Raw genomic sequence first — 23,436 nt, 5'->3', positions numbered from 1 at the left:
CCTTTAGAGCCCTACGGACGCCAGCAAATGGCCGATTTCCTGCTTGCCCAGGTTGCGGATGCTGCCCTGGCGCTGGTCGCCGAGACCAATGGGCCCGATTTTGACCCGGACCAGGCGCTGTACCGGGAAGCCGACGGCATCGAACATGCGGCGGACGATCCGGTTCTTGCCGGAGTGCAGCACCACTTCGATGAGCACGTGGCCGGGCGTGGAATCCACCAGCCGGAAAGAGTCAACCGAGGCAAGTCCGTCCTCCAGCTCGACGCCCGCTTTCAGCTGCGCCCCGACGCCCTGCGGGAAGGGTCCGCGCACCTGGACGAGGTAGGTCTTGGGGACCTCGTAGGAAGGGTGCGTGAGGCGGTTGGCAAGTTCGCCGTCGTTGGTCAGCAGCAACAGTCCCTCGGTGGCGACGTCCAGGCGGCCAACGTGGAAGAGCCGCTCGCCCTTGTTCTTGGTGTTCTTGAGGAAATCGCTGATGCAGGGACGGCCCTCGGGGTCCTCCATCGTGGACACAACACCCTTGGGCTTGTTGAACACCATGTACACCAGGTTTTCGTCCAGCTGGATGCGCAGGCCGTCCACATGGATGACGGCGGTCTTGGGATCCACGCGGACGCCGAGTTCGGTGACCACCTGGCCATCCACCTCCACCCGCCCTTCGGTGATCATCTCTTCGCAGACCCGGCGGGAGGCCACACCCGCGGCTGCCATCACCTTCTGGAGGCGCACGCCGTCGGCGTCGTGGAGTTCCGACTGGGGCACCTCACGCCGGGGTCCCCGGTTCCGGGAAGGCTTGCGGACGGGTCCGAGGTTCTGGCCGAAGCGTTCGCCGCCGAAAGCGCGTGATGCCGCCGCACCCGGGGCGCCGCTGCGCGCCTTGGCTTTGGGGGCACCGGGGGTTCCCGGCGCTTTCTTCGCCCCGGGCTTGCGGGCCGAAGGCTTGCGCGACGACGGTTTGGCGGCCTTGTCCGGCGTCCCCCGGCCGGGCTGGGCGGCTGCGATGTCGGGGTCGATGAAGCGTTCCTCGCGCGGCTTCGGCGCCCGGTGCGGCCGGTCGCTGCCGAAGCCTGCTCCGCGCCGTGGCGCACCGCCGCGGGAGCCGCCGCTGAAGTTTCCTCCCGCGGAGCTGCGCCCCGATCCGTTGTTACCCGACCCTTTACGTGGTGAACCCTGGCGTCCCGCCTGTGTCATGACCCGTCCTTCGTGGTTTTGGCCGGCAAGTGTCCAAGGACAACCCTAGCCAGCCACGCAGATTTACTCTGCCCTGATAAATTATTCCGCTGCAGGCCGGTACCGGCCTACATCCTGTCGGCGTCGTAGAACTCCGCGATGCCTTCCAGTCCCGGAAGGTGCGGGGACAACTGCGGCAGGTCCGCTACTGAGCCGATACCCATCCGTTCCAGAAAGTATGACGTTGTCCGGTAAAGAATGGCCCCGGACTCAGGATCCGTGCCCGCATCCTCGATCAGCCCGCGCTGCGCAAGTGTCCGTACGACAGAGTCAACATTGACGCCGCGAATCGCGGACACCCGTGCCCGGGAAACCGGCTGGCGGTACGCGATGACCGCGAGGGTTTCCAATGCCGCCTGAGTGAGCCTGGCTGTCTGTCCGTCGAGCACGTACTTGCCGACAATGTCGGCAAATTCTGCCCGCGAATAGATGCGCCACCCACCGGCGATGTTCCGCAATTCAAAGCCCCGGGGGCTGGAACCGAAACCAGCGGTGCTGACCTCTTCCTTGTCCGGGGCGTTAACAGTATAGCCGTTATACTCGCGCTCAAGCTCAGCCAGTATGGCCCTGATGGCGTCGACGGGAAGCTCAAGGCCGGCAGCCAGTTCGTCCTCCGTGGCGGGCTGGTCGAGGACCATCAGGACCGCTTCAAGGGCGGCTTTCGCCCCGCCGGGCAGGTCATGGACATTCCGTCCCGGCAATGTGCTTTCCGGCAGTTGTCCGTTCACGGCTGCTCCTCGTATTCCTCGCTCAGGTTTTCCGCCGACCAGTCCCCCAGCCCGCCGGTCCAATGGACGGCGAGGTCGGCAAGCGGCGACAACTGGTCAAACGACACCGCTTTGTCCCGGAACAGCTCCAGCAGCGCCAGGAACCTGGCCACGACGACCAGGGTGGAGTCCGCGTCGGCAACCAGCGCGCGGAAAGTCTGTGGTGATTCCTGCTGCAGCCGGAGCCCGAGGAGCCCCGCCTGCTCCTTCACGCTGACCGGGCTGCCGTGCAGGTGGCTGGTTCCGACCTGCACCGGCCGGGGAGCTTTGGGGCGCAGGGCTGCTTCGGCCAGGGCGGCGAACTGTTCGGGAGTGTGTTTCCATACCAGTTCGGGCAGCATGGCTGCGAAGTGTGCCTCCAGCCCCACCTGGCGGGGGAAGCGCCGGCCTTCCTGATGCAGGGTTTCGCCCAGCAGGCCCGCCACCTGCTTAAACGCCTTGTACTGGAGCAGCCGCGCAAACAACAGGTCCCGCGCTTCGAGCAGTGCGATGTCCTCGTCGTCTTCCACCTCGCCGGCCGGGAGCAGCCGGGCAGCCTTGAGGTCCAGGAGCGTTGCCGCTATCACCAGGAACTCGCTCGCCTCGTCGAGGGCCCATTCCCCGCCCATGTCCTGCAGCTTGCGGATGTACTTGATGAACTCGTCGGTGACCGAGGCAAGCGCCACCTCAGTGATGTCCAGCTTGTGCTTTGCGATGAGCCCCAACAGGAGGTCGAACGGACCGGTGAAGTTGGCCAGCCGTACCTCGAAGCCCGGCTTGGGATCGGCCACGGCAGGAGCTACGGCGCGCCGCCGCGGGAGATCAGTTCTTTGGCGAGCCGGCGGTAGGAGTCGGCACCCACATGGTTTCCGGCGTACGTGGTGATGGGTTCGGCAGCAACTGTGGCGTCGGCAAACTTGATGGACCGCTTGATGACGGTTTCGAAGACCTTGTCCCCGAAAGCCTCCACCAGCCGGGCGATGACCTCGCGGCTGTGCAGGGTGCGGGCGTCGTACATGGTGGCAAGGACGCCGTCCACCTGCAGTCGCGGGTTAAGGCGGTCCTGGACCTTGTCGATGGTCTCCACCAGCAACGCCACGGCCCGCAGGGCGAAGAACTCGCAGATCAGCGGAATGATGACCCCGTGCGCTGCGGTAAGCGCGTTGACGGTCAGGAGGCCAAGGGACGGCTGGCAGTCGATCAGGACCACGTCGTAGTCGTCTTCCACCTTCTTCAGGGCGCGGTCAAGCACCTGTTCCCGGGCAACCTCGTTGACGAGCTGCACCTCGGCGGCTGAGAGGTCGATGTTGGCCGGAAGCAGGTCCACGTTCTCCACGCCGGTCTGGTGGATGGCCTCGCGAATGTCCACCTTACGGTCCATCAGCACGTTGTAGACCGTGAGGTCGAGTTCGTGCGGATTAACGCCAAGGCCGGCGGAGAGGGCTCCCTGGGGATCGAAATCGACCAGGAGGACGCGGCGGCCGTACTCAGCAAGCGCCGCAGCCAGGTTGATGGTGGAAGTGGTCTTCCCGACGCCGCCCTTTTGGTTCACCATGGCGATGACGCGGGCCGGACCGTGGGAGGACAGCGGCGCGGGTTCCGGGAATTCGCGGAATGGGCGCCCCGTGGGACCCATCACCGCGTTGTCCAGGTCGAATGCCGTGCCCTCCAGAGTTGCTGAACCCTGTTCGCTGCTCACGTATCTGTCCACACTTTCGATGACGGTTATTGCCTGCCGCTGGGAAGACCAGCGCCGATAATTCTTCCCCCAAGGCTACAGGGGCCGACACGGTAATCGACGGAACTTGACTTTAAGCGGATGTTGAGCCTGACCCTCTACTAGAGGTCGAAGGTTGCTCGATCGGACGGACAAAAACCGCCCCCGCAGCAGCGCTGCGGGGGCGGTTCTGGCGGACTTGGCCGTTAGGCGTTTACCGGGACCGGTCGGGCTTCCGCCTGCTCCGGAGCGGCCTCGCCGTGGCCGGCGATCATGGTCTGCTCATCGAAGGGCGTCTCGCCGGAGAGGACGCGGTTCACCTGTCCGCCGTCGATCTCCTTGACCCAGGTGCCGATCAGGACGGTGGCTACGGCGTTGCCGGTGAAGTTGGTCAGGGCGCGGGCTTCGGACATGAACCGGTCGATGCCGACGATCATGCCCACGCCGCCCAGCAGTTCCGGCTTGTGGGCCTGCAGGCCGGCAGCGAGGGTGGCGAGGCCGGCACCGGTGACGCCGGCTGCACCCTTGGAAGCGATGATCATGAAGATCAGCAGGGAGATCTGGGCGCCAAGGTCCAGCGGGGTGCCCATGGCGTTCGCCACGAAGAGCGAGGCCATGGTCAGGTAGATGGCGGTGCCGTCAAGGTTGAAGGAGTAGCCCGTGGGGACGGTGACGCCGACGACGGGCTTGGAGACACCGAGGTGCTCCATCTTCGCGATCAGGCGGGGCAGCGCTGCTTCGGAGGAGGAGGTGGAGAAGATGAGCAGGTACTCGCGGGCCAGGTACTTCATCAGCTTGAAGATGTTGACGCCGGTGACCACCTTGAGCAGTCCGCCGAGGATGATCACGATGAACAGTGCGCAGGTGATATAGAAGGCGGCCATCAGGGTGAACATGCTGACGATGGCCTGGACGCCGGTAGCTCCGACGACGGCGGCGATGGCACCGAAGGCGCCCACGGGGGCAAGCCACATGATCATGATGAGGATACGGAAGACGAGGACCTGGCCGTGGCCGATGGCCTTGAGGATGGGAGCCCCCTGCGGGCCCATCTTCTGCAGGGCGAACCCAACGAGGATGGCAGCAAAGAGGGTGGGAAGGACTGGGATGTCGCCCGGGATAATCCCGAGGAGGAAGGCAACAGTGCTGTCAACTTCCGCCTTCTTGGAGGGGTCGTACGGGGCCAGCTTCAGGCCGTCACCGGGGTGGATGAGGTTGCCCACCACCAGGCCGATGGCGAGCGCAAACGTGGACATCAGGACGAAGTAGCCCAGCGCGAGGCCGCCCACCTTGCCCACTGTCGCTGCCTTGGCAATGGAACCGATACCCAGGACGATGGTGCAGAAGATGACCGGGGCGATCATCATCTTGATCAGCTTGATGAACCCGTCGCCCAGGGGCTTGAGTGACTTGCCCGCCTCAGGGAACATCAGGCCCACCAGCGCGCCGAGGATAACGGCGGCGATGACGGCAATGTAGAGGTAGTGCGACTTGTCGATGCCCTTGCGCCGCGACTTCACGGTGTCGAGCGACTCTCCCCGTTGAGAAGCCATGATGTGTCTCCTTATGGATAATCTGATAGACGTTGCGGCACATTCTCTGGGCTCAAACGTCCTTCCGGTGTGACATCCATCATTGGGCAGGCCGTGACCCAGCTCACCGTTGCGTTCATATTGGTCGTGGCGCACTGTTTTTTCGTCACGCCTGGCCGGAGGGGTATCAGATGATCCATCACTGGAGTATCGCCCGCCGGCTCTTTGTGGCGAACCTGCTGATCGTGGTGGTGCTGATCGCCATCGTGGGCACAGCCGCCTACGTGGATGCCCGGGACCGGACGTACGACGAGGCAGGCGTCCGGATGGCGGGAATCGCCAACTCGATTGCCGCGAGCCCGCTGGTGCTGGAGGCCGCCGGCTCCGCCGATCCGCCATCCATGCTGCAGCCCTACGTCCGTGACGTCATGGCCACCGCGGACGTCGACTTCATCACCATCATGGCTCCGGACCGGACCCGGTGGACGCATCCACGGGAAGAGGAAGTCGGCCGCCCCTACATCGGCTCCATCGAGGCCGCGTTGAGGGGCGGGGAGTTCACCGAAGTCACTGCCGGGACTCTTGGTCCGTCGGCACGGACCATCGTTCCGGTCAAGGACGAAACAGGGACGGTCAGGGCACTGGTGGCTGCGGGCGTGACGGTAGGGACCGTGGACGTGGCTTTCGCTGCCCGCCTGCCCGCCCTGCTGGGCATCGGGCTCGCCCTGCTGCTGGGCGGATCGTGGGCATCGTGGCTTCTTGGCCGGTACCTGCGGCGCGTCACCCGGGGATGGGGGCCGGAGCAGCTGGCTCAGCTGTTCGCGTACTACGAATCGGTCCTGCACTCGGTCCGCGAAGGACTGATCCTGATTGATGCGAAGGGCAGCGTGGTGATGTACAACGACCAGGCTGCCGAACTCCTGGGCCTGGCGGCAACGGACGGCAGGGACCCCCTGCGTCCCCCTGCCCTGGCGGACCTGCCGATCGACGACGGGCTGCGGCGCCTGTTTGAATCCGGCCGCACGGCCAAGGACGAGATCGTCCTCACCGGGTCGCGGGTCCTGGTGGTGAACCAGGGGCCGGCCAAGGGGCCGGAATCCGCCGGTGCCCGCGGCAGGGCACCGGTGTACGGCACGGTGGCCACGCTGCGGGACCGGACGGAGATCGAGGCGCTGGGCAACGAGCTGGAAACCATGCGGACCCTGTCCGACGCACTGCGGGCGCAGACGCACGAGCACGCGAACCGGCTTCACACCATGGTCTCGCTCCTTGAGCTCGGCCGCACCCGGGAAGCCCTCGACTTTGCCACCAGGGACCTTGCCCTGAGCCAACAGCTGACGGACGACATGGTGGGCTCGGTGGATGAGCCGGTCCTGGGCGCGCTGGTTGTGGGCAAGGTGGCAGAGGCACATGAGCGGGGTGTGCAGCTGGACGTGGCAGCACTGGGCGCCGGAACTGCCGCCGGGATCGCCGTCCAGGACCTGGTGACCATCCTGGGAAACCTGCTGGACAACGCGATTGACGCCGCGGCGGAGGGGCCCCCTCCCCGCCGTGTTGAACTGACCGTGGAATCGGACGAGGAAGGCCTCGATATCGCTGTCCACGATTCCGGGCCACCCATCGATCCCGCCGCTGCCGATGACATTTTCCGCCACGGTTACAGCACCAAGCCTGCGGTGCCGGGAGGACGCGGCATCGGGCTGGCCCTTGTCCGGCAGGCAGTTCAGCGCCTGGGAGGTACGCTGGCGATTAACGGACGGCGCGGTGCGAAATTCGAGGTGTTCCTCCCCGCAGCGGTTTCCCCGGGAAAGGAGCACCAACAGTGAGCAACATCCGCGTCCTGGTGGTTGAGGATGAGGCCATTGCGTCTGCAGCCCATGCAGCCTATGTAGGCAGGCTGCCGGGATTCGAACTCGCTGGTACCGCGCCTGACGGCCAGTCCGCGCTGCGGCTCCTCACGGAGTTTTCGGCGGCAGGCAACCCTGTGGAACTTGTCCTGCTGGACATGAACCTGCCGGACCTCCACGGCCTGGACATCGCCCGGCGGATGCGGTCGGCGGGCATCCTGGCCGACATCATCGCCATCACGGCCGTCCGGGAACTGGCAATCGTGCGCAGCGCGGTGGCCATCGGCGTGGTGCAGTACCTGATCAAGCCGTTCACGTTTGCCACCTTCGCGGACAAGCTGGAGAGCTACCGGCAGTTCCGGCAGCAGCTCGCACGTCCGGGCTCCGCCTCCGGCAAGTCCGCAGCCTCGCAAAGCGAGGTGGACCAGGCCTTCGCCAGCCTGCGGGCACCATCGGAGCTGCCGTTGCCGAAGGGACTGTCCGTGTCCACGCTGGAATCCGTCCAGGACTTCCTGAAACGCGAGCAGGGTGCCGTATCCGCCACGGAGGTCATGGATGCCCTGGGCATGTCCAGGGTGACCGCCCGCCGCTACCTTGAGTACCTGGCCGACGCGGGCACGGTGTCCCGCACTGCGCGGTACGGAACCCCCGGCCGTCCGGAGAACGAGTACCGCTGGACTGGGAGGTAACCCACTCTCTGTATACACAACGGGGGAAAGAGTTGAGTTTCCTGCCGCTATGCCTTTTTTGGACACGTCAGTGTATACACTGGGAACGTCTCGGCCGAAGGGAGCAGCAGTGCGTGCCAGTGAACGAGCCTACGCGGCGCTGCGGGACGACATCGTCGAATGGCGGCTGCCGCCCGGTTCCCTCCTTGCCGAAGTGGAGCAGTCCGAACGCCTCGGGGTGTCCCGCACTCCGCTTCGCGAGGCGCTGGGCCGCCTCACGGCGGAAGGGCTTACGACGGCGGGTGGCCGCGGTGTCGTCGTCACCGGCATATCGCTGGCTGACATCGATGAGCTCTTCGAACTGCGGGAAACGCTGGAAGGAAGGGCAGCGTTCCTTGCCGCCAGGCGCGGGGAGGCTGCCGTGTTCCGCCGGTTGCAGGAAGAACTGCTGGAAGCCCCGGCACTCCTGGCTGGCCCCGCACCCGCGACCCACAAGTATTACGAACTGGCGGCCCGGCTGGACGAGGCCATCGATTCAGCCGTCGCCAACTCATACCTCGTGCAGGCAATGCGGGGCCTGCGCGTACACCTGGTCCGCATCCGCCGGATGGCAGCCGACAACCCGGGCCGGCTGACCGCCGCAGCAGGCGAGCACGCCGCCATCGCCGGTGCCATCGCGGATGGCAACCCGCGGCTGGCTGAAGCTGCCACGATTGTCCACCTGCACCGCAGCCTTTCCCACATCAAAGCCACCTGCCAGACCAACTGAAGGAGACCCATGGTCCAGGAACACCACGTCCGCGTGTACAAGAGTGAAGAAAACCTTGCCCGCGAAGACCAGCTGGCGCACAAAATCGCCATGGTCGCCGCCGACCCCGTCGAGGTCACAGACGATGTGGCCGACATGGTGGTCAACCGGATCATCGACAACGCATCGGTGGCCATCGCGTCGCTGAACCGGGCACCGATCGTCGCCGCCCGGGCACAGGCCCTGGCGCACGCGCCCAGCGCCGGCGGCAAGGGTGCCAGGGTGTTCGGCATCGAAGAGCGGGTGTCCCCCGAGTGGGCTGCCTGGGCGAACGGCGTGGCGGTAAGGGAGCTGGACTACCACGACACCTTCCTCGCCGCAGACTATTCCCACCCCGGCGACAACATTCCCCCGATCCTGGCTGTCGCGCAGCACACCGACGCCAGCGGACGGGACCTGGTCCGCGGCATCGCCACCGGCTATGAGATCCAGGTGAACCTGGTCAAGGCCATTTGCCTGCACAAGCACAAAATCGACCACGTGGCCCACCTCGGCCCCGCGGCAGCGGCGGGCATCGGCACCCTGCTGGGACTCGGCGTCGAAACCATCTTCCAGTCCGTGGGCCAGGCACTGCACACCACCACCGCGACCCGCCAGTCCCGCAAGGGCGAGATCTCAACCTGGAAAGCCCACGCCCCCGCGTTCGCCGGAAAGATGGCCGTGGAGGCCGCCGACCGGGCCATGCGCGGACAAACCTCACCGGTGCCCATCTACGAAGGCGAGGACGGCGTGATTGCCTGGCTGCTGGACGGCCCCGACGCCTCCTACCAGGTCCCCCTCCCGGCGCCCGGTGAGGCAAAGCGCGCGATCCTGGACACTTACACCAAGGAACACTCCGCCGAATACCAGGCCCAGGCCTGGATCGACCTCGCCCGCAAGCTCCACCTCGAACACCCCGAAGCCACTGATCCCGCCAACGTGCGGTCAGTGCTCATCAGAACCAGCCACCACACCCACTACGTCATTGGCTCCGGCGCCAACGATCCCCAGAAGTACTCCCCTACCGCCTCCCGGGAAACCCTGGACCACTCCATTCCGTACATCTTCACCGTTGCCCTGCAGGACGGGTCCTGGCACCACGTGGACTCCTACACCCCCGAACGTGCCGCCCGACCCGACACCGTGGCACTGTGGCAAAAAGTCACTACCGAGGAGGACCCGGAGTGGACCCGCCGCTACCACTCCCTGGACATCAACGAAAAAGCCTTCGGCGGCTCCGTGGACATCACCCTGGCCGACGGCACCATCGTCAGGGACGGGATCGCCGTTGCGGACGCCCACCCGCTCGGCGCCCGCCCGTTCGCCCGCGGGCAGTACGTGCACAAGTTCCGCACGCTCGCCGCGGGGCTCGTGGCGGAAACCGAAATCGAAAGGTTCCTCGCCGCCGTCGAGCGCCTCCCCGAACTCGCTGCCGGCGAACTGGACCAGCTCAACATCACCGCCGCTCCCGGCGTCATCAACCTGGACGCGGCACCGAAAGGACTGTTCTAGATGCTGTACTCCACTACCACGCCCGAACAGAAGCGGATCAGGTTCCGCGAACTCCTGGCCGGCGGGCGCATCGTGCAGTTCCCGGGCGCGTTCAACCCGCTCTCGGCCCGGCTGATCCAGGAGAAGGGTTTTGAGGGCGTCTACATCTCCGGCGCCGTCCTGGCCAACGACCTCGGCCTGCCCGACATCGGCCTGACCACCCTCACCGAGGTGGCAACCAGGTCCGGCCAGATCGCGAGGATGACCGACCTGCCCGCCATCGTTGACGCCGACACCGGCTTCGGCGAACCAATGAACGTGGCCCGTACCGTCCAGGAACTTGAAAACGCCGGCCTGGCGGGCTGCCATATCGAGGACCAGTTCAACCCCAAGCGCTGCGGCCACCTGGACGGCAAGAACGTGGTGGACCTGGACACCGCCACCAAACGCATCCGTGCCGCCGCAGACGCCCGCCGCGACCGGAACTTCCTCATCATGGCGCGCACAGACATCCGCGCCGTGGAGGGGCTCGCCGCCGCGCAGGACCGTGCCCAAGCCCTCGTGGACGCCGGGGCGGACGCAATCTTCCCCGAGGCCATGAAGGACCTGGCGGAGTTCCAGGCCATCCGGGACGCCGTGGACGTGCCCATCCTTGCCAACATGACCGAATTCGGCAAAAGCGACCTCTTCACCACGGAACAGCTCCAGGACGCGGGCGTGAACATGGTGATCTATCCCGTCACCCTCCTCCGTAGTGCCATGGGCGCCGCCGAGCGTACGCTGGACTCGATCAAGGCAAACGGAACGCAGGAAGCACAGGTGGGCAACATGCTCACCCGTGCACGTCTCTACGACCTCGTGGACTACGAGGGGTACAACAGGTTCGACACGGAAGTCTTCAACTTCCAGGTCCCGGGCAAGCACTAAACCAGAGCCACCCGCCGGCTGGGACCAGCATCCAACAGGCGACAGGAACAAAGGAGTTTCAGCATGGCTGAACAGGACATCAAAAAGGGCCTCGCCGGCGTCGTGGTGGATTACACCTCCGTCTCCAAGGTCAATCCGGACACCAATTCCCTGCTCTACCGCGGGTATCCCGTCCAGGAACTGGCCGCCCGCTGCAGCTTCGAGCAGGTGGCCTACCTCCTCTGGAACGGAGAACTTCCCTCCGGGGAGCAGCTGGCGGAGTTCACCGCGCGGGAACGTGCCGGACGGGCCCTGGACCCGGTGGTGAAGCAGGTAATCGACGCGCTGCCCACCAGCGCCCATCCCATGGATGTCTGCCGGACCGCCGCGTCCGTGCTGGGCGCGCGTCATCCGCTGGCAGAGGACTCCTCACGCGAAGCCAATATGGCCAAGGCGGTGGATCTGTTCTCCGCAATGCCCGCCGTCGTGGCCTATGACCAGCGCCGCCGCCGCAGCCAGGACGTTGTGGAGCCCCGCGAGGACCTTGGCTACTCGGCCAACTTCCTGTGGATGGCCTTTGGCGAGGAACAGGTCCCGGAGGTGGTGGAAGCGTTCAACGTTTCGATGATCCTGTACGCCGAGCACTCCTTCAACGCGTCCACGTTCACCGCCCGGGTGATCACGTCCACGCTTTCGGACCTGCACTCGGCCGTCACCGGAGCGATTGGAGCCCTGAAGGGACCGTTGCACGGCGGTGCCAACGAAGCCGTGATGCACACGTTCGACGAGATCGGCATCCGCCCGCAGGAGTCCCTGGAGGAAGCGGCCGCCCGGGCCAGGGCGTGGATGGACAACGCCCTGGCGCAGAAAAAGAAGGTCATGGGCTTCGGCCACCGGGTCTACAAGCATGGCGACTCCCGCGTCCCCACCATGAAGGCGGCGCTGGACAAGATGATTGCCCACTACGGCCGGCCTGAGCTGCTGGGCCTGTACCAGGGCCTGGAAACCGCGATGGAGGAGGCCAAGGGCATCAAGCCCAACCTGGACTACCCTGCCGGACCCACCTACCACCTCATGGGATTCGATACGGCCACCTTCACCCCGCTGTTCGTGGCCAGCCGGATCACGGGGTGGACAGCCCACGTCATGGAGCAGCTGGATGCCAATTCGCTGATCCGGCCGCTGAGCGAGTACGTGGGTGCGGAGGAACGGCACCTGCCGTAGCCGCTGGCCTTCACTGCACGACGACGGGTTGCCCGCCTTGGCAGGCAGTCCGCCGTCGGCGTTACGCCACGTCAGGGCAGGAGGCTTTCGGACGAGGCGACGGATTCGTTGTCCGTGTGCATGGTGACCACCACGTTGACCCGGCCGCCTTCGAGCACCACCGGCAGCCAGTGGTCGGCGTCCTGCCACATGCGGTCCGCCGGAAGGCTGCTGGTGTGGAACCACTCCGGCATGATTTCCTCGCTGGACGCCGGTTCGCCAAGCCAGTGCCTGGCCGTGAAGAGGCGGGTGTCCATGTTCCATTCCGGGCGCGCCGGGAAAACGAACCGGACCGCGCCGGCGTCCGCCAGGTCCTCCGGCCGCACCGTCACCCCTGTCTCCTCGAAGACTTCCCGGATGACCGCCTCGCGGTGGCTCTCCCCCGGCTCCACGTGCCCGCCGATCCCAACCACCTTGCCCCTGCCGAACCCGGTACGCTTCAGGCCGAGCAGCACCTCAGTGCCGTCCGGGGTGTCCCGCAGGAGGAAGCACAGGGTGACGGCGGCCCCCGCCGCGGTCATCCGACAGCCCTCGGGTGGGCGGCCGCGTAGATTTCGCGCAGGGTATCCGCGGTCACCAGGGTGTAAACCTGCGTGGTGGTCACCGAAGCGTGGCCCAGGAGTTCCTGGACCACCCGGACGTCAGCGCCGCCTTCCAGCAGGTGGGTAGCGAACGAATGCCGCAGCGTGTGGGGGGAAACGTCCTTGGTGATGCTGGCCTTCTCCGCGGCCGACTTCAGGATGGTCCAGGCGCTCTGGCGGCTAAGCCTTCCCCCGCGCGCATTCAGGAACAACGCGGGTGTTCCCTTGCCTTTGGCGGCCAGCAACGGACGGCCCCGCACCAGGTAGGCGTCCAGGGCACGGGCCCCGTACGAGCCCAACGGAACCATCCGCTCCTTGGACCCCTTGCCGAAGAGGCGGACGATGGCCGGCCCGTCACCGGCGTCCGCCAGGGAGATATCGTCCACGTCCAGCCCCACGGCCTCGCTGATCCGGGCCCCCGTCGAATACAGGAACTCCAGCAGGGCCCGGTCCCGGAGCCCGGTGGCGGTATCCGTCCCGGCCGCTTCCAGGATCCTGGTGACCTCGTCCACGCTGATGGCCTTCGGCAGCCGCTTTCCGGCCATGGGCGGGTGGACCTCGCTGGCGGGGTCTGTGGGGGTATGGCCTTCCAGTGCCCAAAACTTGTGCAGTCCGCGGACCGCCACCACGGTCCTGGCCGCCGAGCGGATGCCCAGGGCGGAACCGCCGTCGGACCCGTCGGAGAGGGCGCGGACATAGCCGGTCACATGGTGGCGCGTGATGTCCTCCGGCCGCCGGCACCCCGCTGCCTCAAGGTAGCGGGCATAGCGGGCGAGGTCGCGGCGGTAAGCGGCAAGGGTGTTTGCTGCCAGCCCGCGTTCCACGCCCACGTGCTGGAGGTAGTCCGTGATGCCGCGGTCGATGGCGGTGGGGAGGGGTGCCGGGGCCGCCTTGAGGGCAGGGGCCGGTTGGGCGAGGGGGGCTGCTTCGGCTGATGGTGCTGCTTCGGCCGAGGGACCGGGGACCATCAGCGCTGGCTGGGGTGCGCAGGCCAGGGGGCATCGGCGGGACGCAGGCTTGCGTAGCCATCAGCCCGCGCCGCGGCTGCGGCAAGGATCCCGACGACGGCGGACGGGTTGTGGAGCCGGCCCGCCAGTACCGAGGCCACGGCGTCGTCCAGGCTGATCCAGTGGAACTCGATCTCCGCTTCCTCGTCCGTCCGCTCGTGGCGATCGTGATGGGGCACCTCGATAAGGTCCCGGGCAAGGTAGACCCGGATGGCTTCGCTGGATGATCCGGGGGAATTGAAGACATCCGCCAGCACATTCCAGGTCCCGGCGGCCAGGTCCGCTTCTTCGGTGAGTTCGCGGGCCGCCCCCACCACAAAGTCTTCGCCCTCAACATCGAGCAGGCCGGCCGGGATTTCCCAAAGGTCCATGCCCACCGGATGCCGGTACTGCTTCAGCAGCAGGATCTCACCGGCCTCGTTCATGGGAAGGACGGCCACCGCGCCGGGGTGCTCAATGTAGTCCCGGGTAAGGGCTTCGCCCGTCTCCTGCAACTGGAACGTGTCGCTTACGACATCCCAGATCCGGCCCTCATAGACCTTCTCGGTAGACAAAAGACGGCGCGGGCTCGGTGCATCCGAAACCTGCACTACATGGGTGGCTTCAGGTGTACCGGGCATCGCGCCGTCCTTCTTCTGTTGTATGGACTACTTAGCGGTTACCGTACCGGACTGCCGGGCGTCAGCAGTTCCAGCCGCCACCGTGTCGGCACCGGCCTGGCTGCCCGTGTCCTGCCCGCCTGCGGTCTGGTGGTCCAGGGCTGCCTTGACCAGGCCCGCGAACAGCGGGTGCGGGCGGGTGGGGCGCGAGCTCAGCTCGGGGTGCGCCTGGGTGGCCACATAGTACGGGTGGACGTCCGCGGGCAGCTCCACGAACTCGACGAGCTTGCCGTCCGGGGACGTGCCGGAGAAGACCAGCCCTTCGGCGGCGATCTGGTCACGGTACTTGTTGTTGACCTCGTACCGGTGGCGGTGCCGCTCGCTGACGGTGGTCCTGCCGTAGGTGCCGGCGATGACGGATCCCGCATCAAGCTTGGCTTCGTACAGGCCCAGGCGCATGGTGCCGCCCAGGTCGCCGCGGCCCTCGACGAATTCCAGCTGCTCCTCCATGGTGGCGATCACCGGGTACTTTGAGTTCGGCTCGAATTCGCTGGAGGAGGCGCCTTCCAGGCCCACCACGTTGCGGGCGTACTCGATAACCATGCACTGCAGGCCAAGGCAGAGGCCGAGGACGGGCAGCTTGGTTTCGCGTGCGAACTTCAGCGCGCCGAGCTTGCCCTCGAGGCCGCGGATGCCGAAGCCGCCCGGGACGCAAATCGCGTTGACGCCGTCGAGCGCCTTGATGGCGCCCTCGCGGGTTTCACATTCATCCGACGGGACCCAGCGGATCTTGACCTTGGCCTCGTTGGCGAAACCGCCGGCGCGCAGGGCCTCGGTCACGGAGAGATAGGCGTCCGGAAGGTCGATGTACTTGCCCACAAGTGCGATCTCGACGTGGTGCTTGGGGTTGTGGACGGCCTCGAGCAGCCGGTCCCAGCTGGTCCAGTCCACATCCTTGAAGGGAAGGTCCAGGGCGCGCACGATGTAGGAGTCCAGGCCCTGGCTGTGCAGCGTCTTGGGGATGTCGTAGATGCTGGGGGCGTCCGCGGCGTTGACCACGGCGTCGATGTCGACGTCGCACATCCGCCCGATCTTTTCCCGCATGGCCTCGGGTACCTCGCGGTCCGAGCGGATCACGATGGCCTCCGGCTGGATGCCGATGGACCGCAGCGCAGCGACGGAGTGCTGGGTGGGCTTGGTCTTCAGTTCCTGCGACGGCCCGATGTACGGGACCAGCGAAACGTGGAGGAAGAACACGTTGGTGCGGCCGATGTCCTGGCGCACCTGGCGGGCGGACTCCAGGAACGGCTGGGATTCGATGTCGCCAACGGTGCCGCCGATCTCGGTGATGATGACGTCCGGGGCGTTCTTGCCTTCTGCGGGCAGGCGCATGCGGCGCTTGATTTCATCGGTGATGTGCGGGATGACCTGGACGGTATCGCCGAGGTACTCGCCGCGCCGCTCCTTGGCGATCACCGTGGAGTAGATCTGGCCGGTGGTCACGTTGGCCGAGCCTTCAAGGTTCTCGTCGAGGAAGCGCTCGTAGTGCCCGATATCGAGGTCGGTCTCAGCGCCGTCGTCCGTGACGAAGACCTCGCCGTGCTGGAACGGGTTCATTGTGCCCGGATCCACGTTCAGGTAGGGATCGAGCTTCTGCATAGTTACAGAGAGGCCGCGCGCACGCAGGAGGTGGCCGAGGCTGGAGGCCGTCAGTCCCTTACCGAGCGAGGACGCCACACCGCCGGTGACGAAGATGTGTTTGGTCGTCTGGGAGGAGCCCGGGAACCGGGTATTTACACGGGAATTTGATCGCTGCACCACGGAATTCGAGCCTATCATCAATTGCGCCTTCCACGGATCGGGAAACTGGTCCCCCAAACGTCCAAGTGTGCCTGTCCGGCTGTGCCCTTATCAAGGGCGGAACCGCCACAGGAACCGCGGCCGGGAACACCCCGGACAAGGCTGTCAGGCCCGCTGCGGCAGGAGTTTCGCGTCATCCAGCAGTTCCTGCGCGTGCGCCCGCGCCGATTCCGAATCCTCCTGGCCGGCAAGCATGCGGGCCAGTTCACGGACCCGTTCCGGACCGTCGAGGAGGCGCACGTCACTGGAGGTGAACCCGGTGGCCGTGCCGCCGTCGGCTCCCCTGACGGAAGTCTTGGTAACGGTGATGTGCTGGTCCGCGAATGCGGCGACCTGCGGCAGGTGGGTGACCACCAGCACCTGCACGTGGCGGGCCAGCATGGCCAGCCGGCGCCCGATCTCGACGGCGGCGCGCCCGCCCACGCCCGCGTCCACCTCGTCGAAGACGAATGTAGGCACGGGGTCCACGGCAGCCAGCACCACCTCGATGGCGAGCATCACGCGGGACAGTTCACCGCCGGATGCGCCCTTGCCCAGCGGCCGGGCCGGGGCGCCGGAGTGCGGCTGCAGCAGGAAGCTGATCTCGTCCGCGCCGTGCGGGCCCAGCTGGCCGGCAGGCTCGAGGTTGATCACCAGGGTGGCGTCCGCCATGGCCAGCGCCTTGAGTTCGGCGCTCACGCGTGCCGAAAGCTCTTTGCCGGCCTTTGCCCGGATCTTGCTGATCGCGGCAGCCTGCTTGGTCAGTTCCGCTTCCGCCCGGACAACCTCCGCGTCCAGCGCCTCGATGCGGGAGGAATCGTCCTGCAGCTCATCAAACCTGGCCCGGGCCTTTTCCGCCCACTCCAGTACTTCGTCAATGGTGGGGGCGTACTTCCGGACCAGCTTGGCCAGGGATGCCCGCCGGTCCTCGATCTCGGCGAGCCGTTCCGGACCTTCGGAGTCCAGGCTTGCCTGGTAGCTGGCCAGTTCGGTGGCGATGTCGTTGAGCAGGAAGCCCACCTCGGCGAGCCGGGCGGCAGCTGAACCCAGCGCGGCGTCGTGCTCGGCAACGTGTTCCAGGGTGCGCTTGGCAGCGTCCACCAGGGTGGTGGCGTCCCCTTGCTCGCCAAAGTCCTCCGCAATGAGGGCCTGGTGGGCGGTAGTCGCTGCGATCCGCAGTTCCTCGACGTTTGCCAGTTTGACGGCTTCCGCCTTCAGCAGCTCGTCCTCCCCCGGCTGCGGATCCACCTCGTCGATTTCCGCCAGGGCCTGCTCCAGCGATTCGGCCTCACGCAGCCTGTCACGGGCGGCACTGCGGAGCTCATCCAGTTCGGACTGGCTGGCCTTCCAGTGGCTGTACAGGTCCTGGTACGTGGCAAGCTGCCCTGCGAGGGATTCGCCTGCGAACTTGTCCAGGGCAGCCCGCTGGGCGGCCGCACCCTTGAGCCGGATCTGGTCTGACTGGCCGTGCACAACCACCAGGGTTTCACCGATCTCGGCCAGGACGCCCACAGGCGCGGCGCGGCCGCCCAGGAAGGCACGGCTGCGTCCGTCCGCGCTGAGGCGCCGTGCCAGGATCAACTCGGCGCCGCCGTCGAACTCCTCCGCCTCCGCGCCCGCGTCCAGCGCACGCGCAACGGCGGGGTGCCCCGCGTCGAGCTTCAGCACGGCCTCCGCCGTTGCGCTCTTGGCTCCGCTCCGGACTGCACCGGCATCCGACCGCGCACCAAGCAGCAGTCCGACGGCGGTGACCACCATGGTCTTGCCGGCACCGGTTTCACCGGTCACCACGCTCAGGCCCGGACCCAGCGGCAGGGTCGCATCGGTGATGACGCCAAGATCGCGGATTCTCAGTTCTTCAAGCATGTTTTCACTTTGCGGTTGACGGGTCTGTATCTGCATCGGAAGGGGCGGGAAGCGGTCCCTGCAGCGGCGGCATGGGCCGGGGCGTGCGGACCACCGGAATGGGACCGGTGTGGATGGACTCAGCCCGTGGAACAGGCCCGCGCCACCCGTGGATGGGCAACTCGAACTTGCGCACCAGCCGGGCCGAGAACGGGGTCTGGTGCGTGCGGGCCAGCCGGACGGGGATGGCCGACTTGGTCACTTCCACCCGGGCGCCGGGCGGCAAATCGACAGAGCGGCGGCCGTCGCACCACAGGACGCCCTGGGCATCGGTACGGTTGAGAACCTCAACGGCGAGCTTTGACCGCGGGGACACGACGAGCGGCTTGGCAAACAGGGCGTGGGCGCTGATGGGCACGATGACCAGGGCTTCCACCTCGGGCCAGACCACCGGTCCGCCGGCGGAGAAGGCGTAGGCGGTGGAACCTGTGGGGGTGGCCAGGACAATGCCGTCAGAGCCGAAGGACGTGAGCGGGCGCTCGTCCACCTCCGTGACCACCTCGAGCATGCGCTCCCGGTTCGCCTTTTCGATCGCGGCCTCGTTGAGCGCCCACGTGTGCCAGATCTTCTGGCCGCGGACCCACACCTGGACGTCGATGGTCATGCGTTCTTCCACGGTGTACTCTCGGCTGGCAATCCATTCGACCGTCTGGGCCAGGTCCGCCCGCTCGCTTTCGGCCAGAAAACCCACGTGGCCCAGGTTGACGCCCAGCAGCGGAACGTCCTCCTCACGGACCAGTTCCGCGGCGCGCAGGATGGTGCCGTCGCCGCCCAGGACCATCACGAGTTCCACTTCCGGCAGCTGGACGTGGTCGTGGAGGACTTCCACCGGCTGGGCCAGATGCCCGAAAAACCGTTCCATGTCGCCCAGCTCGGATTCCTGCATCACCGGGACGATGCCCGAGGAATGCAGCAGGGCACAGGCCTCCCAGGCGGCTTTCAGTGATTCCTCGCGGCCGGTGTGGGCAAGGACCAGTACACGCCTGCTCATCAGGTTCCGCTCTCTAGTGGTTCGGCCAGATACGTCCGAGCAAGGCAGCGGCTGCTGCCTCCCGCTCTTCGATCTTAGGCAAGTCTTGGCTGATCCTGCGTTTTATCCACAGGAAGTATTCAACGTTTCCGTCCTGGCCCGGCAACGGACTGGCCGCCAGCCCGCGAAGGTCCAGCCCGGCGTCGAGCGCTGCCAGGGCCACTTTCTCCACCGCCATCCGGCGTTCTCGCCCGGAAGTGACTACCCCCGTCCGGCCCAGCCGGTCCTTGCCGATCTCGAACTGCGGCTTCACCATGAGCACCAGGTCCCCGCCCGGCTCCGTGCAGCGGGCCAGCGGCTCCACTACGAGCGTGAGCGAGATGAAGGACAGGTCCGCCACGGTCAGCGCCGCGGCGCCGCCGATGTCCTCCGGTGCCATGTAGCGCACGTTCATGCCCTCGTGCACAGTGACGCGGGCATCCTCCCGGAGCTGCGGCACCAGCTGGCCGTGCCCGACGTCGACCGCCACCACGTGTGCCGCACCCCGCCGGAGCAGGACGTCCGTGAAACCGCCTGTGGAAGCGCCTGCGTCAAGGCACCGTTTGCCTTCCGCCGATACCTCGGGGAAGGCGGCCAGGGCGCCGGCGAGTTTGTGTCCGGCGCGGCTGACGTAGGTGTCCTGTTCGCTGTGCTCGACGCCGAGGTCACGGTCCTCGTCAACCTGCAGGGAAGCTTTGGCCAGTACCTTGCCTGCCGAGCTGACCTTCCCCTCCGCGATCAGGGCGGCGGCATGCGTGCGCGACCTGGCCAGGCCCCGGGCCACCAGGGCCTGGTCGAGGCGAACGGGCATCAGGCTCCGCCGCCCGTGGCCGGGTTGCCTGCTGGTCCGCCGTCTCCCGGCTCGGCGTTGAGGGCGTCCAGCAGCACGTCGTGAAGCCCGTTGTACACGGCTTCGTGGTCCGCCACGGGAGACTGCGGAAGGGTTTCGAGCCGGGCCAGGACGGCAGCTACAGCAGGATCGGTGATACTGGTGCCCGATGCCTGCGGCCAGTCCGGGGAAGGCTGGGCTGCCAGGTGCCCGGCAGAGTCGGTCAGCTCAGTCATTCCACCAGTCTAATGATCCAGCCAGGCCAGCTGCGGCGCCTGCGCTACGGCGGCATCAGGCGTCGCTGCCCACCACGCCGCGCACGCCGCGCGCCAGGCGTTAAGGTCATCCTTGCTGCCGATGATGCCCACCGCTCCGTTGGCCACCCGGGCCGTGGCCTCGCCGCAGGTGTAGGTGCCGCCGTCGTGCGTAACCTCAGGATATGCGCGGTGCAGGTCCGGCAGCGTTTCGATGATGTAGTCCGGCCGCTCGGCCGCCCGTGCAGCAAGTATGCTTTGCCGGGTGTCAACGCCGGTAAGCACCGCTACGGTGGCGAAGCCGGCGTTGTTGCCACCCAGGATATCCGTGTCCAGCCGGTCGCCCACCACAAGCGGTCGTTCGGCGCCGAGCCGCTTGGCAGCTGAATGGAAGAGCGGTGCTTCCGGCTTGCCTGCCACAAGGGGCTGTTTGCCGGTGGCAGCTGTCACCGCCGCCACCAGCGAGCCGTTGCCGGGTGCGATCCCGCGCGCTTGCGGGATGGACATATCCGTGTTGGTGGCCACCCAAAAGGCACCCGCGGTGACCACGTAGGCAGCCTCGGCAAGGTGCTTCCAGCCGATCTCCGGATTGAAGCCCTGCACCACTGCCACCGGGTCCTCGTCCTGGCTGTACACCGGGACCAGGCCCACCAGTTCGATTTCCGCGGCCAGTGCCGGGCTGCCGGTGATCAGGATGCGGGAGCCCGGTGCCAGCCGTGAAGCCAGCAGCTCCGCGGCGGCCTGGGAGGAGCTCACCACCTGGTCGTCCTCCGCAGGCGCACCGAGTTCACGCAGGTGGGCAGCGACCTGGGCCGGGGAACGGGAGGCATTGTTGGTGACGTAGCCCAGCCCCACGCCCACATCGGACAGCTGCCTCAGCGCTTCGACCGCGCCGGGAATCGCGTGCGGGCCGGCGTACACCACTCCGTCAAGGTCTGCCAGGAGTGCGTCGAACCGGGAAATCAGCGGAACGTTGGTCATGCGTGTCAGTCTTCCCGGGTGTCCTGGCGGCCTGCGGTGAACTGATCTTCCGGATTTTCGCCGTCCAACCCTTCGGATTGCAGCTCGTCCTGTTCCACCGAATCCTCGTCCGACTCCGCATCGTCCGATTCGAAGTAGCCGGCTTCCTGGTCATCGAGGTTGGTGTCCACACCCTCATCCGCGGCCGGGGAAAGCGGGGCACTTTCGGAAGTGCCGGCGTCGGACGTTGCAGCCGCTGGCGCGGCAGACACGCCGGCGGCAGCGGCAGCGGCAGCCGTCTCCGCCGCGCCGGACGCGCGGTCCTTCCGACGGCGGCGCTCGGCTTCCTCCCGGGCCTCTTCTTCCTCGTCCCAGCCAAGGTCGATGATGTCAGGCTCTTCGTCAATTCCCTGGCCCAGCGCGTTCTCGGCAACCACAGCCTGCTTTTGCCACCTGTCGGCTTCAGCCTCGCGGCCGGCGGCGGTGAGGGCGTCGGCGTAGGCGCGGAAGAGCCGGGGGCTGTAGGAGAAGGCCCGGTTGATGTCCAGCTGCGGAATTTCCAGTTCGGCCACGGCTGCGTCCATCTGGCCAAGATCGCGCCTTGCACCCGACGCGACAATTGCCAGTTCCACCTTGCCGGGGGCGTCCAGGTCCTGGGCTTCCTCGGAGCGTGCTACGTCCAGGGCGCGGTCCGGACGGCCCAGTCCACGCTCGCAGTCAGCCATCACGGGCAGGTGCTCGTTGGAACCGCTGATGCGCCGGTAGGTTCGGAATTCCCGGAGCGCCTCGCCGTAATGGCCGGCGGCGTACGCGGTCAGGCCCACGGCTTCACGGACTGCGGCGAGCCGTCCGCCGCGCCGGCTGGCAGCCAGCGCATGCTGGAAGGCAAGTTCAGGTTCGTCGTCGATGAGCCGGCCGGCCATCACCAGGTGACGGGCAACCCACTCCGCGTTCCGCGGTTCGAGGGTCTTAATCTGGTGCTGCGTGGCGCGGTCCAGCTCCTTACCCGTAACGTCCTCGTCGATCTCGGGAGACCGTTCCCGGTCCGGGCGGTTGGCGCTGCGAAGGTCCTTCGCGTTGGGCACCCTGGCGGGGCGGTCCTCATGGCGGTCGCCGCCGAAGGCGCGCTCACCGGAATCGCCGCGGGGGGCACCACCGCGGGGCGCGTCCCCGCGGGCGGGACCACGGTCGAAGTTGCGGTCAAAGTTGCGGGACGGGCGGTCCTGGCGGTCGCCGAACGGTTTGCGGTTGTCCCCGCCACCGTAGCTGCGGGGGTCGCCCTCATCACGGCGTGGGCGGTCACCGAAGGGCTTGCGGTCACGATCCCCGAACGGCTTCCGCTCTCCGCCAGCGAAGTTACGGCGGTCATTATCACCGTCCCGGCGCGGACGATCACCAAAGGGCTTCCGGTCACGATCCCCGAACGGCTTCCGGTCACGATCCCCGAACGGCTTCCGCTCTCCACCAGCGAAGTTACGGCGGTCATTATCACCGTCCCGGCGCGGACGATCACCAAAGGGCTTACGGTCACGATCCCCGAACGGCTTACGGTCACGATCCCCGAACGGCTTCCGCTCTCCGCCAGCGAAGTTACGGCGGTCATTATCACCGTCCCGGCGCGGACGATCACCAAAGGGTTTACGGTCACGATCCCCGAACGGCTTCCGCTCTTCGCCAGGGAAGTTGCGGCGGTCATTATCACCGTCCCGGCGCGGACGATCACCGAACGGCTTACGGTCACGATCCCCGTAGGGCTTACGCTCCCCACCGAAGCCCCGGCGGTCGCCCTCTTCACGGCTCGGCCGATCGCCATAGGACCGGTTGTCCCGGTCCCCATAGGACCTGCGTTCCCCGCCGCCAAACCCCCGGCGGTCGCCGTCATCCCGGCGCGGGCGGTCGCCGAACGGCTTGCGTTCACCGCTGCCCGAGGAACGCCTGGAGGGATCGTTGTTGTCGCGGTTACCGCGGGACCGGAAGCCCCGCGGCTCGCCGCCGGAGTTGTTGTTGCCCCGGAACGCTCCGCGGTCATTTCCGCGGCTGCCGCCGTTGTGCTCGGCCATAATGGATTCCTCCTGTTGTGAGCCGACCACTGGCGCAACTGCAGCCGCTCGTATCCGTGTTTCGTTTCTACGCAACCCGAAATCAAGCGCTTCGAAGTCCGTACATCTTCATCAATTCTAGAGGAGCACCCTAATCAGCCGGGACACGGCCGGGCGCCCGGGAGCCCTTCGTGGCAATCTTCACACCCAGAACCGAACCTCCGACG

22 protein-coding genes are annotated in these 23,436 nt (G+C 66.7%); 7 read left to right on the top strand and 15 right to left on the bottom strand.

Annotated elements, in window-relative coordinates; genetic code table 11:
• Positions 1-3: 3 nt before the first annotated feature.
• The 5 genes from FDW83_RS15400 to FDW83_RS15380 form a co-directional block, all read right to left on the bottom strand.
• The gene (locus FDW83_RS15400; protein WP_138138963.1) at positions 4-1,191 is read right to left on the bottom strand and encodes a pseudouridine synthase; all 1,188 of its coding nucleotides are present in this window, start codon (positions 1,189-1,191) and stop codon (positions 4-6) included.
• Between the two features lie 107 nt (positions 1,192-1,298).
• On the bottom strand, positions 1,299-1,958 hold the full coding sequence (locus tag FDW83_RS15395; protein ID WP_240721013.1) for an SMC-Scp complex subunit ScpB: 660 nt from the start codon (positions 1,956-1,958) through the stop codon (positions 1,299-1,301).
• A complete protein-coding gene (locus tag FDW83_RS15390; RefSeq protein ID WP_138138961.1) occupies positions 1,955-2,767 on the bottom strand; it encodes a ScpA family protein in 813 nt (270 codons plus the stop codon). The genes FDW83_RS15395 and FDW83_RS15390 overlap by 4 nt, the downstream gene beginning before the upstream one ends.
• An 8-nt stretch (positions 2,768-2,775) precedes the next feature.
• Positions 2,776-3,675 carry a ParA family protein gene (locus FDW83_RS15385; RefSeq protein WP_138138960.1) on the bottom strand — a complete coding sequence of 300 codons (900 nt, stop codon included), beginning with the start codon at positions 3,673-3,675 and terminating at the stop codon, positions 2,776-2,778.
• 224 nt (positions 3,676-3,899) lie between these two features.
• Positions 3,900-5,246, bottom strand: coding sequence for a cation:dicarboxylate symporter family transporter (locus FDW83_RS15380; protein ID WP_138138959.1), 1,347 nt, complete (start codon positions 5,244-5,246; stop codon positions 3,900-3,902).
• 170 nt (positions 5,247-5,416) lie between these two features.
• On the opposite strand from FDW83_RS15380, the gene FDW83_RS15375 reads away from it, so the two are divergent.
• The 6 genes from FDW83_RS15375 to FDW83_RS15350 all read left to right on the top strand — a co-directional run bounded on the left by FDW83_RS15375 (position 5,417) and on the right by FDW83_RS15350 (position 12,148).
• Positions 5,417-7,051 (top strand): sensor histidine kinase, encoded by a 1,635-nt coding sequence (locus tag FDW83_RS15375; RefSeq protein ID WP_138138958.1) that lies wholly within the window; start codon positions 5,417-5,419, stop codon positions 7,049-7,051.
• On the top strand, positions 7,048-7,761 hold the full coding sequence (locus tag FDW83_RS15370; protein WP_138138957.1) for a response regulator: 714 nt from the start codon (positions 7,048-7,050) through the stop codon (positions 7,759-7,761). Before FDW83_RS15375 ends, FDW83_RS15370 begins: the two co-directional genes overlap by 4 nt.
• A gap of 109 nt (positions 7,762-7,870) precedes the next feature.
• Positions 7,871-8,509, top strand: a complete 639-nt coding sequence (locus FDW83_RS15365; protein ID WP_138138956.1) for a GntR family transcriptional regulator — start codon at positions 7,871-7,873, stop codon at positions 8,507-8,509.
• Between the two features lie 9 nt (positions 8,510-8,518).
• Positions 8,519-10,039, top strand: a complete 1,521-nt coding sequence (locus tag FDW83_RS15360) for an MmgE/PrpD family protein (protein ID WP_138138955.1) — start codon at positions 8,519-8,521, stop codon at positions 10,037-10,039.
• A complete protein-coding gene (gene prpB / locus FDW83_RS15355) occupies positions 10,040-10,945 on the top strand; it encodes a methylisocitrate lyase (protein ID WP_138138954.1) in 906 nt (301 codons plus the stop codon).
• Between the two features lie 63 nt (positions 10,946-11,008).
• Positions 11,009-12,148: a bifunctional 2-methylcitrate synthase/citrate synthase gene (locus FDW83_RS15350; protein ID WP_138138953.1), complete on the top strand. Its 1,140-nt coding sequence runs from the start codon at positions 11,009-11,011 to the stop codon at positions 12,146-12,148.
• Between the two features lie 71 nt (positions 12,149-12,219).
• On the opposite strand, the gene FDW83_RS15345 is transcribed toward FDW83_RS15350, so the two are convergent.
• The 10 genes from FDW83_RS15345 to FDW83_RS19575 all read right to left on the bottom strand — a co-directional run bounded on the left by FDW83_RS15345 (position 12,220) and on the right by FDW83_RS19575 (position 22,255).
• Positions 12,220-12,708 carry an 8-oxo-dGTP diphosphatase gene (locus FDW83_RS15345; protein WP_138138952.1) on the bottom strand — a complete coding sequence of 163 codons (489 nt, stop codon included), beginning with the start codon at positions 12,706-12,708 and terminating at the stop codon, positions 12,220-12,222.
• Complete coding sequence (gene xerD, locus FDW83_RS15340; protein ID WP_171027583.1) at positions 12,705-13,736, bottom strand: site-specific tyrosine recombinase XerD; 1,032 nt, start codon at positions 13,734-13,736, stop codon at positions 12,705-12,707. The genes FDW83_RS15345 and xerD overlap by 4 nt, the downstream gene beginning before the upstream one ends.
• The gene (locus FDW83_RS15335; protein ID WP_138138951.1) at positions 13,736-14,395 is read right to left on the bottom strand and encodes an NUDIX hydrolase; all 660 of its coding nucleotides are present in this window, start codon (positions 14,393-14,395) and stop codon (positions 13,736-13,738) included. The genes xerD and FDW83_RS15335 overlap by 1 nt, the downstream gene beginning before the upstream one ends.
• Positions 14,396-14,422: 27 nt before the next feature.
• Positions 14,423-16,213: a CTP synthase gene (locus FDW83_RS15330; RefSeq protein ID WP_138138950.1), complete on the bottom strand. Its 1,791-nt coding sequence runs from the start codon at positions 16,211-16,213 to the stop codon at positions 14,423-14,425.
• Positions 16,214-16,339: 126 nt separating this feature from the next.
• Complete coding sequence (gene recN, locus FDW83_RS15325) at positions 16,340-18,079, bottom strand: DNA repair protein RecN (RefSeq protein WP_138138949.1); 1,740 nt, start codon at positions 18,077-18,079, stop codon at positions 16,340-16,342.
• 4 nt (positions 18,080-18,083) lie between these two features.
• Entirely contained in the window at positions 18,084-19,109 is a 1,026-nt protein-coding gene (locus FDW83_RS15320; RefSeq protein WP_138138948.1) for an NAD kinase, read from the bottom strand.
• Positions 19,110-19,122: 13 nt separating this feature from the next.
• Complete coding sequence (locus FDW83_RS15315) at positions 19,123-19,938, bottom strand: TlyA family RNA methyltransferase (RefSeq protein WP_138138947.1); 816 nt, start codon at positions 19,936-19,938, stop codon at positions 19,123-19,125.
• Positions 19,938-20,192: a hypothetical protein gene (locus FDW83_RS15310; protein WP_138138946.1), complete on the bottom strand. Its 255-nt coding sequence runs from the start codon at positions 20,190-20,192 to the stop codon at positions 19,938-19,940. The genes FDW83_RS15315 and FDW83_RS15310 overlap by 1 nt, the downstream gene beginning before the upstream one ends.
• Positions 20,193-20,201: 9 nt before the next feature.
• A complete protein-coding gene (locus FDW83_RS15305) occupies positions 20,202-21,191 on the bottom strand; it encodes an HAD-IIA family hydrolase (protein WP_138138945.1) in 990 nt (329 codons plus the stop codon).
• 5 nt (positions 21,192-21,196) lie between these two features.
• The gene (locus FDW83_RS19575) at positions 21,197-22,255 is read right to left on the bottom strand and encodes a hypothetical protein (RefSeq protein ID WP_240721012.1); all 1,059 of its coding nucleotides are present in this window, start codon (positions 22,253-22,255) and stop codon (positions 21,197-21,199) included.
• Between the two features lie 18 nt (positions 22,256-22,273).
• On the opposite strand from FDW83_RS19575, the gene FDW83_RS19570 reads away from it, so the two are divergent.
• Positions 22,274-23,251, top strand: coding sequence for a hypothetical protein (locus FDW83_RS19570; RefSeq protein WP_240721011.1), 978 nt, complete (start codon positions 22,274-22,276; stop codon positions 23,249-23,251).
• The last annotated feature ends 185 nt before the right edge of the window (positions 23,252-23,436 follow it).

Origin of the sequence: Pseudarthrobacter sp. NamE2 (genome assembly GCF_005796205.1) — a bacterium.
GTDB lineage: Bacteria > Actinomycetota > Actinomycetes > Actinomycetales > Micrococcaceae > Arthrobacter.
The sequence above is the reverse complement of the archived record's forward strand: the minus strand, read 5'-3'. Positions and strand labels throughout refer to the sequence as shown.

Bases quoted from the DNA above. Each gene is read 5' to 3' on its own strand.
- recN (WP_138138949.1), bottom strand. From the start codon at position 18,079: ATGCTTGAAGAACTGAGAATCCGCGATCTTGGCGTCATCACCGATGCG.
- FDW83_RS15345 (WP_138138952.1), bottom strand. From the start codon at position 12,708: ATGACCGCGGCGGGGGCCGCCGTCACCCTGTGCTTCCTCCTGCGGGAC.
- FDW83_RS15350 (WP_138138953.1), top strand. From the start codon at position 11,009: ATGGCTGAACAGGACATCAAAAAGGGCCTCGCCGGCGTCGTGGTGGAT.
- prpB (WP_138138954.1), top strand. From the start codon at position 10,040: ATGCTGTACTCCACTACCACGCCCGAACAGAAGCGGATCAGGTTCCGC.
- FDW83_RS15380 (WP_138138959.1), bottom strand. From the start codon at position 5,246: ATGGCTTCTCAACGGGGAGAGTCGCTCGACACCGTGAAGTCGCGGCGC.
- FDW83_RS15310 (WP_138138946.1), bottom strand. From the start codon at position 20,192: ATGACTGAGCTGACCGACTCTGCCGGGCACCTGGCAGCCCAGCCTTCC.
- FDW83_RS15330 (WP_138138950.1), bottom strand. From the start codon at position 16,213: ATGATAGGCTCGAATTCCGTGGTGCAGCGATCAAATTCCCGTGTAAAT.
- FDW83_RS15360 (WP_138138955.1), top strand. From the start codon at position 8,519: ATGGTCCAGGAACACCACGTCCGCGTGTACAAGAGTGAAGAAAACCTT.
- xerD (WP_171027583.1), bottom strand. From the start codon at position 13,736: ATGGTCCCCGGTCCCTCGGCCGAAGCAGCACCATCAGCCGAAGCAGCC.
- FDW83_RS15305 (WP_138138945.1), bottom strand. From the start codon at position 21,191: ATGACCAACGTTCCGCTGATTTCCCGGTTCGACGCACTCCTGGCAGAC.
- FDW83_RS15320 (WP_138138948.1), bottom strand. From the start codon at position 19,109: ATGAGCAGGCGTGTACTGGTCCTTGCCCACACCGGCCGCGAGGAATCA.
- FDW83_RS15315 (WP_138138947.1), bottom strand. From the start codon at position 19,938: ATGCCCGTTCGCCTCGACCAGGCCCTGGTGGCCCGGGGCCTGGCCAGG.
- FDW83_RS15375 (WP_138138958.1), top strand. From the start codon at position 5,417: ATGATCCATCACTGGAGTATCGCCCGCCGGCTCTTTGTGGCGAACCTG.
- FDW83_RS19570 (WP_240721011.1), top strand. From the start codon at position 22,274: ATGGCGGTCGCCGCCGAAGGCGCGCTCACCGGAATCGCCGCGGGGGGC.
- FDW83_RS15400 (WP_138138963.1), bottom strand. From the start codon at position 1,191: ATGACACAGGCGGGACGCCAGGGTTCACCACGTAAAGGGTCGGGTAAC.
- FDW83_RS15335 (WP_138138951.1), bottom strand. From the start codon at position 14,395: ATGCCCGGTACACCTGAAGCCACCCATGTAGTGCAGGTTTCGGATGCA.